This is a genomic window from uncultured Phascolarctobacterium sp. (assembly GCF_934190775.1).
Lineage (GTDB): Bacteria > Bacillota > Negativicutes > Acidaminococcales > Acidaminococcaceae > Phascolarctobacterium_A.
The window spans coordinates 1-10,529 of record NZ_CAKPTG010000032.1 but is presented as its reverse complement, the minus strand read 5'-3'; the positions used below and the strand labels follow the sequence as shown (position 1 = coordinate 10,529).

Genomic DNA, 10,529 nt, shown 5'->3' with positions numbered 1-10,529 from the left:
ACAGAATTCTGTACTGTACTACATCAAGCTTGATGGGGTTATTATAACACAGAAAATTGATAATTTTCTTACATGTATCAAATGTGATACAAATACGTTTTGACTAGCCTTTTTGTAATAATCTGTTAGCAAAATAGTGATATTTTGAGGTGACAGAATGAGAAAAAGACGCAGAGTTGTAAATTACGCCGAGCTGGGGGATTTGGATTTTTCACGGGACCTGTTAGAGCTGGGGGTATTGTTGGGATCACATCGCACGGCGTTAGGGATTAAGCAGGAGGATTTGGCGAAGCTGCTGGGGATATCGCGTATAACTTTGAGCAGGATTGAAAACAGCAGAATGCCGTTGAGCATAGAGAATTTTTTTAAGATAGCTGCTATTTTTGAGGTGCGGCCGGAGTATTTGCTGCAGGAGCTGGCGCGGGTGACGCAAAGGAAGTGGAGCAGGAAGGGGGAGGATTGAGGGAGAGTTGCATTGTTAGAACAAGTTCGGCAGGAATTAACTGAAAATGCGTGACGCTTTAATTTTTTTGTGCTAAAATTAAATAATAGACATTCAACTCCCCCCCCGGGGACATTTTCGGGCGGTAGTTAAAATAAACCTTCCAACCTCCGGGGCTGGGGAAATTTGATGCAAATTTTCTCAGCCTTGGAGGTTTTTTATGTGCGAAGAAAAACAAGCGTCTGCTGATGTGCAGGAAACAGCCTTAGCAGAATTAGACAAAAATATATTGCTTATCCTGCTTAAGGACCGCAGCACAGGAAAGAACATCCTTTGGGCGACAGATGATTACAAGGATCTTGGCATTGGCTTTGCTGCGGATGATGAAATTACCTTACCGGCGATTACCGGTGCTCATGGCAATTTGATTAAACCGCGTGCCCTTAAAAGCAAGGAAGAGCAGGGAGCGCGCACCCGCAACATGGCAGAGGTGTTCACCCCTTTATGGATTTGCAATAAGCAGAATAACCTTGCGGATAATGCCTGGTTTGGACGTGAAAACGTCTTTAATACCGAATGCGGAACAGATTGGCAGGCGACTGAGGGCAAAATTACTTTTCTCGGTGAAGATGGCGCAGATGGCTGGAGAGCTTATATTGGCAGCAAGCGTTTGGAAATTACCTGCGGTGAAGCGCCGTATCTTGCCAGCCGTTACGATACCATGACGGGCGAAATAGTGCCTTTGGCAAAACGTATTGGCCTGCTGGACAGAAAGCTGCGTGTTATTAACGAGCGTACACGCAACTTTAAGGATAGGGAAAGAGCCAAAAAGCGTTGGCTGGAGCTGGCGACACTGGCGGTGCGCAGTATTTATGGCTTTGAATGGGCCGGCGATAACATTTTGCTGGCAAGGGAAAACTTGCTCTTTACGGTTGCCGATTATTACGCTGCCAAGTTTGGCAATGCTTTGGACATGGAAATGCTGGAGCATTTTGCGGAAATAATTTCGTGGAATATTTGGCAGATGGATGGCTTGAAGGCAGTTGTTCCCAATAGCTGCCATGATTATAAAAAAGAACGGCAGGCAGTGTCGCCTAATCTGTTTTTGGCAAAGGACTTCAGCGCACGCACCTTAAAGCGCAGCGTGAGCCCCTGCGATGTGGATGAGGACGAGCGGCAAAAGTGCCAAGGCTGTTTGAAGGATAATATTGAGCTGCATAACGGTGTTTATTGCAGAATTAAGAATTGGTCTACAGGCAAGGTTTTAGTGTTTAAGGATATGCTGGATGGTGAAGGGAGCGAGGGTGTTATGAGTAAGGATTTTAAGTTTGATGTTGTTATTGGCAATCCGCCGTATCAGGAAACTAGTGAAAATACTAGTGATAAGCCGGTTTATGATAAGTTTATGACGGAATCTTATAAACTTGGTAACTTGGTTACATTGATTACGCCTGCACGCTTTTTGTTTAACGCTGGTAAAACTCCCAAAGATTGGAATAAGAAAATGCTGGAAGATGAATATCTGAAAGTAGTATTCTATGAACCTGATTCACAAAAAGTATTTCCGCCACCATCTGAGATAAAAGGTGGTGTTGCTGTTACTTTAAGAAATGCTGCTGTTAAGTGTGGTTGTATAGGTGTATTTACGAAATATGCTGAACTGAACGATATTTTGCATAAAGTTGTCGCTTATGAAGTGGAGAAAAGGAAAAAATTTAATGCGTTAAGTGATTTTGTATATGCTCCTGAAAGTTACAAATTTTCTAATGTACTTTTAAAGGAACATCCAGAAGTAGAGCAATTGATGTCAAAAGGGCATAGTAATGATTTAACATCAAATGTTTTTGACAGATTAAAAATGACAAATATTTTTTGCGATGACTCAGATGTAATGAAATCTGGAGAGTATGTGGCTGTTTTTGGGTTAGAAGATAAAAAACGAACTGTTAAATATATCAAAAAAGAGTACGTAAGAGAACATGACAATTTAGGAAAATATAAGGTGTTTATTCCTAAATCTAGTGGAAGTGGCATTTTTGGCGAGGCTATGGCTCCTAATGCTATAGGTTATGTAGGTATGGGACACACCCAAACTTTTATAAGTGTTGGTGTTTTTGATACTGAATTAGAGGCTGAGAACCTTTCAACTTATTTAAAAACCAAGTTTTTAAGAACCATGTTAGGTATACTGAAAGTAACGCAGGATAACAAAAAATCTACTTGGATGTTTGTTCCCCTCCAAGACTTCACCCCTGCTTCCGACATTGATTGGTCAAAATCCATTCATGAAATTGACCTGCAGCTTTACAAAAAATACGGTCTGTCTGACGAAGAAATAAACTTTATCGAAACTCATGTAAAGGAGATGGCGTAAATGGCTATGCAAATCAACATTAATCCCTACGCAAACATAGTCCCAAAAATCTACGCCTACACCACTCCCGAAATCGCCCGTCACAACGGTTGGACGAAGATTGGCTATACCGAGCAGCCTTCCGTCAAAAAGCGTATCGAACAGCAGACCAAAACCGCAGACGTGCGCTTTAATATTGAATGGCAGCAGGAAGCACGCTATACAGACGGCAGCGGTGAATATTTTACAGACCACAATTTCCATGACTACCTGGAACGCTTTGAAGACATCAAACGTGAGCCTAACACCGAATGGTTCAACATCGACGGTCCTGCGTCCCAGCAGCTGCTGTGGAAGTTTGCTGCCCGCAGCTATGCGCACGCACAGGCTAAAAATAAAATGACTTACATCCTGCGCCGCGAACAGCAGCAGGCAGTAGACGCAACATACGCCTACTACCAAAAATGCCTGCAGACCGGCGAAAGGGAAAAAGCAGAATTTTTGTGGAACGCCAAACCGCGCTTTGGCAAAACACTTACAAGCTATGACTTTATGCGCAAAATGGACGCACGCATGGTGCTCATTGTCACCAATCGCCCGGCAATCGCCAACTCCTGGTTTGATGACTTTGAAAAATTCATCGCCTGGCAGACAGATTACCGCTTTGTCAGTACCACCGATTCCCTCAAAGAAAGAGCAACGCTCACAAGGGATCAATTTTTGAACGCACAGCTCGAGGCCGAAGATAAAAACCAAGAGCTGCGCATGGTAGCTTTTTTGAGCCTGCAGGATTTAAAAGGCTCCGTTTACTTTGGCGGTACTATAGATAAATTAAGATGGGTTGCCGAAAATAACTGGGATTTGCTCATCATCGACGAAGCGCACGAGGGTGTAGATACCCATAAAACAGATAAAGCCTTTGACAAAATCAACCGCAAATTTACGCTGCACCTTTCGGGTACACCGTTCAAAGCAGTAGCTATGGGCAAATTTGCCCAAGAGCAGATTTTTAACTGGACCTTCAGCGACGAGCAGGAAGCAAAGGATAATTGGCATGAGGAAACACTCAACCCCTATGCCTGCATGCCGCGCATGAACATGTACACCTATCAGATGTCGCAGATTGCCATCGACAAGGTAAACCGCGGTATCGACCTGTCCGACGATGACAAAACAGAATTTGCCTTTGATTTAAACGAATTTTTTAAGACTAACGAACGTGGTCAGTTCATCCATAAACACGAAGTAAAAAAATTCCTGGACGCCCTTGTAGAGCAGGAAAAATTCCCCTTTTCTACACCGGAACTGCGCAAGGAACTGGCACACACCTTCTGGCTTTTGGAACGCGTAGACAGTGCCAAAGCACTCGCCAAAATGCTCAAAGAGCACCCTATATTTGAAAACTATGAAATAGTGCTGGCAGCAGGCGACGGCAGACTTGAAGAAGAAGACGCAAGCAAAAGCAAGCGTAGCTTTGACAAGGTTCGTGAAGCTATCAAAAACCATGACAAAACTATCACCTTAAGCGTAGGCCAGCTTACAACAGGCGTCACCATCCCCGAATGGACAGCGGTTTTCATGCTCAGCAACATGAAAAGCCCAGCAGAATATATTCAGGCTGCCTTTAGAGCGCAGAACCCCTTTAAATTTGAAAAGGACGGCAAGCTCTACCAAAAGGAGAACGCCTACATCTTTGATTTTGCACCTGAGCGCACACTGATGATCTTTGACGAATTTGCCAACAGTCTTTATTCCACTACCTCTGGAGGCGGTGGTACAAAGAGTGAACGTGAAGCAAACATCAAGCGTCTGCTGAACTTCTTTGCCGTTTTTGCTGAAGACCAGGACGGAAAAATGGAGCAGGTGGACGCAGCCAAGGTGCTGACTATTCCGCTGAAAATCAAAACTGAAGAAGTAATCCGCCGTGGCTTTATGAGTAATATGCTCTTTAGTAACATTGGCGTTGTCTTTAACGCGCCTAAAGAAGTAGTCGAAATCCTGAATAAAATGGAACCTGCCAAAGAGCAGGGAAGTCGCAAAGAAAAGCTTGACCATGAAGAATTGCAGGAAGTTCCGGTTGACGAAAACGGTAATATTGAAATACCGCAGGAAACTGTGGTCAACCAAACCAATGCCATATTCGGTGAAAAAATTTATGAAGAAGTGCCTGTAAAACCGCTGGAACCGTATAAGGAAGTCGGCGATGACACTAAACCGGAAGAAGCAATGGCGGTAGGCTTGGCGCAGAAAATTGCCGAAACTCTGCATGATGGTATTTATGGCGAACAGGCGCAAAGCAATTACGGTCTGACTAAAGCGGAAAGCAAGCGCATTGAAGAAAAGGTGCAAAAGCAAGCGGAAGAAGCATTAAAGCGTGTAGCCGAAGACTTTACCGATAAAAAGAAGGTCTTGGAAGCTGATTTGCAGCATGAGCTTGCCCAAGCAACAACCGAAGCTGAAAAAATTCAGGTACAGGAAGAACATGCAGAAAAGGTGCAGCAGGCTACGCAGGAATTTAACGAAACCATGGAAAAGCGCACGCAGGAAGTAATAGTCGAAAGTGCGCAAAAGGTTGTCAAAGAGCAGGAAACTAAAAAAGAAGAAAAGAAAATGCGTAGCTTTGAGGGCGATATCAGGGACAGACTGCGTGGTTTTGCGCGTACCATTCCCAGCTTTATCATGGCTTACGGCGATGATAAACTCGTTCTGAAAAACTTTGAAACCTATCCGAAAGAAGAAGTTTTTAAAGACGTAACCAGTGTTACCGTTGATGAATTCAAAATGCTGCGTGATGGCTTTGAATATACCGATGAAGAAACCGGCGAAAAGAAAAAATTCCCCGGCGGCGTTTTTGCTGAAGATGTTTTTGACAGCTCTGTGCAGGAATTCTTAAACAAAAAGCGCGAGCTGGCAGATTACTTTGCCGAAACCAGCGAAGAAGATATCTTTGACTATATCCCGCCGCAAAAAACAAACCAAATCTTTACGCCCAAAAAAGTTGTGCAGATGATGGTAGAGCAGTTGGTGGAAACAGAACCACATATCTTTGAATCTCCTGATAAAACCTTTGTCGACTTCTATATGAAGTCAGGACTGTATATTACGGAGATAGTCAAACGCTTGTATCGCAACAAGGTGTTGAAGTCCATAATTCCGGATGATAAAGAACGCGTTAAGCACATTCTGGAATGTCAGGTGTTTGGCTTTGCACCGACGCAGATTATCTATGATATCACAATGTCCTATATCTTTGGCTTTGACGAAGAGGCCAAGAACATCAGCCGTCGCAACTTCTTCTGCGAAGATACGCTGCCGTATGCAGAACGTGGCGAGCTGCAACAGCTGGTTAATGAAAAGCTGGGTGACAGAATAAAATAGCGCACTCGTAAAAGTTAATAAGCATTGATACACTAAAGGCGTTCTACCCGACTGCGGTAGAACGCCTTAATTTTATCTGCAGCAATATATTTTACGCGAACGAAAAGACCTGAGGTCTGGAGTAATCCGGACTTCAGGTCTTTTTTGTACTATACCGCAAGCGGTGGTCAGGCCTTTAGTTTAGGTAGAAAAGAAAAACAAAAGCGTTAAGAGAGCCTCTCCTTGGGGAGAGGTGCCGAGCTTGTCGAGGCGGAGAGGGGGGATGACTATCAAGCGTAGAAACAGCAGTCCCCTCTCAGTCGCCCTGAGGGCGCCAGCTCCCCCCAAGGGGAGCCTCTTAGTGTCGCTTTACGCTAACATACAAAACCGCAAGCGGTGATCAGGCCTTTCGCTTTTATTCTTCAACGAAGTTGCTGTAGCTGCGTCATGGTAACAAAACCGCAAGCGGTAATCTGGTCTTCAACAGGATTATTAGCAATAGGATTCAGCCTTGGCAAAGTTACAAAACCGCAAGCGGTAATCAGGCCTTCAATGGGCATCGCGTTGTGCACGGCGGAGAGTTGTATTGCAAGTTACAAAACCGCAAGCGGTAATCAGGCCTACAACCGGTCGTTTGAAAACGAGACAAACTGGTCTGGTAACGTTACAAAACCGCAAGCGGTAATCAGGCCTACAACAGGCTGCACTTTTGAAGAAATTGAATACTTTGCTGAGTTACAAAACCGCAAGCGGTAATCAGGCCTACAACCCTGTGGCTCGCACACGGCTCACAGAGCGGGCTTAAAGCCCTACAATGGAAAATCGAAACGCTGTTTATAGCAAAAACAGCAAAATTGCTCACAAGAGCGGTACTTTTACGCCTCCGCCAAAAGCAAAACGCGCCTGGCGCAAGCCTTACAGCATTTTGGCAAACCGTTTGCCTCCTATGATAAATTTACTATAACACATCGAACAGCATTTGACAAGCACTTTTTGTAAATCAGCCTATATTATGCGCATTACAGCATCTATATTTAATATATGAAAACGCATTTGCAAACAAAATTAAAGTTATCACAAAATTAGCGCAGCATTTGCCGTGGGTGTTTCCTGCACGTAGAGTAGAGCGTCATGCAAAACAAATTCACTGTGCGCCACGCTAAACTTTCGGAAGCAGAGGTGCGTGAGCTGGCGTCTAAATTGACAGCATAAGAGCACATTAAAGTAAAGGCGTTCTGCCTAACTGCGGTAGAACGCCTTTAATATTGTTATGTGTACGTATCAAGTTTGTTCAGCCTTCAAAGCTTCAACCTGTTCAATTGAGAGAGAAGTCAGCTCCGCAATAACCTGCAGAGAATAGCAGCCCTTAGCCAGCATACGTTTAGCAGTAGCGGTATTGGCATTAGTAATGCCCATAGCTTCGCCCTTGACAATGCCCATAGCTTCGCCCTTAGCAATGCCAATAGCTTCGCCTTTGGCAATACCTTCAGCAATGCCCTCACGCCGTTCGTCTAACAAACGAGCTTCCATAAGCATATATTCTCGCCTCACTTTCGTATCGAGTTTCAAGTAACTGATTTCATCATCAATCTGCTTAGTGAAATCAGTAGTTACAATGTGATTGTTGACATAATCATAAAAGCTTTTAAGATCCTTAGAGATTTCGCCATGCGAACCTTTGGTGTTTAAAAGCATCGTGGTTGCTTCATCAGGAAGCTCCAGCTCCAAATTTTCCAGGCAACGCTTTTTAAAGGTATAAACATAATTTCCCTTTTCAAAGAAATCAAAAATACAGATGAAGATGATAAAGGTCGGCGGCAGCATGTCATAAGGCTGGCCCGCCTGCAGCAAATCAAAATCAAGCAGCGCCTGATAATAGCGCGAGCGTTTAGGAAGAACGTAAGTGCCCGTATTGGGATTCTTATTGTTCTTTACCTGCATCTCCAGATTATAGTGCGTATTTTTGTCATCTGCGACGATGATATCCAGGCGGATGCCGCGACTGGAGTAGTCAGGATCGATAGTTTTTTCTGCCTCAATGTAGTTGATGTCCGCAATTTCTATCTGCAGCAGCTCCTCCAGCAGATGCTTGCAGATGCGCTTGCGCGACATAACCTTTTTGAAGATGAAGTCACTTTGAATTGTCAGGTTGGCAAATTTTGTTAGCAGGTCTTGCATGGTTTCTCTCCTTTCATTTTAACACATGCGAATAAAAAAATATATAAGCAGTTTTTTGATGCTAAAAACAAAAAAGAGTAGTACCCTGGCGATAAAAAAATCGTCAGTTTGTACTACTCTTAGAATGTACCAGATAATTATAAATGGCCTTGCTTAAGCTTCTGCAGAAAAGTTTAGATCTGCAGGATATACTGCTTATTTTCTTGTCCGTAGGTAAGGTAGCTGGAAGCGTAATGTTACCTGCAGTTTTGGAAGAACATACTTTAAGTTTACTTGAAGAGGAGAGAAAAGTCAAGGGAGGAGAGAGGAGATTTCAACGTGCGTCACTCCAAGCTTTCGGAAGCAGAGGTGCGTGAGCTGGCGTCTAAATTGACAGCATAATAGCACATTAAACTAAAGGCGTTCTACCGAACTACGGTAGAACGCCTTAATTTTTCAAATATCAATTACCAATATTCGCAAAATTCTTGACAATTTTGTAATTATCTGCTAAGATAAACCCATAAGATTTTGCACACCTGCCTGGAGCACGGTCACTGCAGCGTCACGAACGTCTTATGTATTATTGAGTAGTACATAAGGCGTTTTTTGTTAAGAAGGGAGTTGAACGAATGGTAAATCTGAGAGAAGATACCAGAGAATCCATTGCCAAGTTAACTTTAATGGATGATATTTTCATGAACAAGGTCTTTGAAAATGATACGGAGCGTACAGCGTTGTTGTTGCGAATTATCTTAAATAATGATAAGATAAAGGTAATAAAAGCAGTAACGCAGCAGAAGCTGAAAAGCCTGTCAGGACATGACCTGCAGTTGGACATTCTAGCGCAGGAAGAAAACGGCAGACTTTTCAATGTAGAAGTACAGAACTGTAGCAGTGGCGCTGCAGCACGCAGAGCACGCTATCATCTGAGTATGCTGGACGCTCACAGTCTGCCAAAGGGTGAAGTATACCAAAAGCTGCCTGATAATTACGTTATCTTTATCACGCAGTATGATGTGCTGAAGGGCGGGTTGCCAATATACCACATCAGTAGAAAAATAGAAGAAAACAATGCAGCTTTTGTTGATGGTTCGCACATCATCTATGTAAATAATAAAATTAAAGATAACACACCACTCGGACGTCTGATGCATGATTTCAACTGTAGTAATCCGAATGATATGTATTATCCGGAATTAGCAGAAAAAGCAAGATATTTTAAGGAAACAGAAAAGGGGTTGACGAATATGGGCAATGTATTTGAGAAATTTGTAGCAAAAAGAGAAAAAGAAGCAGTAGAAAAAGCTGCCCAAGAGAAAAACATTGAATTTGCCAAAGGCCTTTTGGCTGACGGTATGAGCATTGAATTCACCGTGCGCCACTCCAAACTTTCGGAAGCAGAGGTGCGTGAGCTGGCGTCTAAGCTGACAGCGTAAGAGCACATTAAAATTAAAGGCGTTCTACCCGACTGCGGTAGAACGCCTTTAATATTGTTATGTGTACGTATCAAGTTTGGTCAGCTTTCAAAGCTTCAACCTGTTCAATTGAGAGAGAAGTAGCTTTGGCAATATCCTGAACAGTAAGTCCCATGCTTAACAGACGTTTGGCAGTAGCTGTATTGGCATTGGTTTCGCCTTTGGCAAAACCAACAGCTTCGCCCTCACGCCGTTCGTCTAACAAACGAGCTTCCATAAGCATATATTCTCGCCTCACTTTCGTATCGAGTTTCAAGTAACTGATTTCATCATCAATCTGCTTAGTGAAATCAGTAGTTACAATGTGATTGTTGACATAATCATAAAAGCTTTTAAGATCCTTAGAGATGTTGCCATGCGTACCTTTAGTGTTCAAAAGCATTGTGGTTGCTTCGTCGGGAAGCTCCAGCTCCAAATCCTCCAAGCAACGCTTCTTAAAGGTATAAACGTAATTGCCTTTTTCAAAGAAATCAAAAACACAGATGAAGATGATAAATGTCGGCGGTAGCAAATCATAAGGCTGTCCCGCCTGCAGCAAATCAAAATCAAGCAACGCCTGATAATAGCGCGAACGTTTGGGCAGAACATAAGTGTCCGTATGGGGATTCTTATTGTTCTTTACCTGCATCTCCAGATTATAATGCGTATTCTTATCGTCTGCCACGATGATATCCAGGCGGATACCGTGGCTTGTGTAGTTAGGATCGATAGTTTTTTCTGCCTCAATGTAGTTGATGTCCGC

Annotated in this window: 7 protein-coding genes; 5 read left to right on the top strand and 2 right to left on the bottom strand. The window is 43.3% G+C overall.

All coding sequences use genetic code 11. The annotated features are described in order from the left end of the window. The first annotated feature begins 157 nt into the window (after positions 1–157). The 4 genes from Q0G26_RS11355 to Q0G26_RS11340 all read left to right on the top strand — a co-directional run bounded on the left by Q0G26_RS11355 (position 158) and on the right by Q0G26_RS11340 (position 6,908). On the top strand, positions 158–463 hold the full coding sequence (locus Q0G26_RS11355) for a helix-turn-helix transcriptional regulator (RefSeq protein WP_293830716.1): 306 nt from the start codon (positions 158–160) through the stop codon (positions 461–463). 199 nt (positions 464–662) lie between these two features. Then, the gene (locus tag Q0G26_RS11350) at positions 663–2,816 is read left to right on the top strand and encodes an Eco57I restriction-modification methylase domain-containing protein (RefSeq protein ID WP_293830714.1); all 2,154 of its coding nucleotides are present in this window, start codon (positions 663–665) and stop codon (positions 2,814–2,816) included. Beyond that, entirely contained in the window at positions 2,817–6,173 is a 3,357-nt protein-coding gene (locus Q0G26_RS11345) for a DEAD/DEAH box helicase family protein (RefSeq protein ID WP_293830713.1), read from the top strand. A gap of 426 nt (positions 6,174–6,599) precedes the next feature. Next, positions 6,600–6,908: a hypothetical protein gene (locus tag Q0G26_RS11340; protein ID WP_293830712.1), complete on the top strand. Its 309-nt coding sequence runs from the start codon at positions 6,600–6,602 to the stop codon at positions 6,906–6,908. Between the two features lie 525 nt (positions 6,909–7,433). On the opposite strand, the gene Q0G26_RS11335 is transcribed toward Q0G26_RS11340, so the two are convergent. After that, the gene (locus Q0G26_RS11335; protein ID WP_293830710.1) at positions 7,434–8,330 is read right to left on the bottom strand and encodes an Rpn family recombination-promoting nuclease/putative transposase; all 897 of its coding nucleotides are present in this window, start codon (positions 8,328–8,330) and stop codon (positions 7,434–7,436) included. 611 nt (positions 8,331–8,941) lie between these two features. On the opposite strand from Q0G26_RS11335, the gene Q0G26_RS11330 reads away from it, so the two are divergent. Next, positions 8,942–9,748: a PD-(D/E)XK nuclease family transposase gene (locus Q0G26_RS11330; RefSeq protein WP_293830708.1), complete on the top strand. Its 807-nt coding sequence runs from the start codon at positions 8,942–8,944 to the stop codon at positions 9,746–9,748. Positions 9,749–9,818: 70 nt separating this feature from the next. On the opposite strand, the gene Q0G26_RS11325 is transcribed toward Q0G26_RS11330, so the two are convergent. Continuing rightward, positions 9,819–10,529, bottom strand: a 711-nt coding sequence (locus Q0G26_RS11325) for an Rpn family recombination-promoting nuclease/putative transposase (protein WP_293830707.1), incomplete at its 5' end; no start/stop codon positions are given.

What these genes read in the sequence shown, in the direction of transcription:
- Q0G26_RS11355 (WP_293830716.1), top strand. Translation starts at nt 158, where the DNA reads ATGAGAAAAAGACGCAGAGTTGTAAATTACGCCGAGCTGGGGGATTTG.
- Q0G26_RS11350 (WP_293830714.1), top strand. Translation starts at nt 663, where the DNA reads ATGTGCGAAGAAAAACAAGCGTCTGCTGATGTGCAGGAAACAGCCTTA.
- Q0G26_RS11345 (WP_293830713.1), top strand. Translation starts at nt 2,817, where the DNA reads ATGGCTATGCAAATCAACATTAATCCCTACGCAAACATAGTCCCAAAA.
- Q0G26_RS11340 (WP_293830712.1), top strand. Translation starts at nt 6,600, where the DNA reads ATGGTAACAAAACCGCAAGCGGTAATCTGGTCTTCAACAGGATTATTA.
- Q0G26_RS11335 (WP_293830710.1), bottom strand. Translation starts at nt 8,330, where the DNA reads ATGCAAGACCTGCTAACAAAATTTGCCAACCTGACAATTCAAAGTGAC.
- Q0G26_RS11330 (WP_293830708.1), top strand. Translation starts at nt 8,942, where the DNA reads ATGGTAAATCTGAGAGAAGATACCAGAGAATCCATTGCCAAGTTAACT.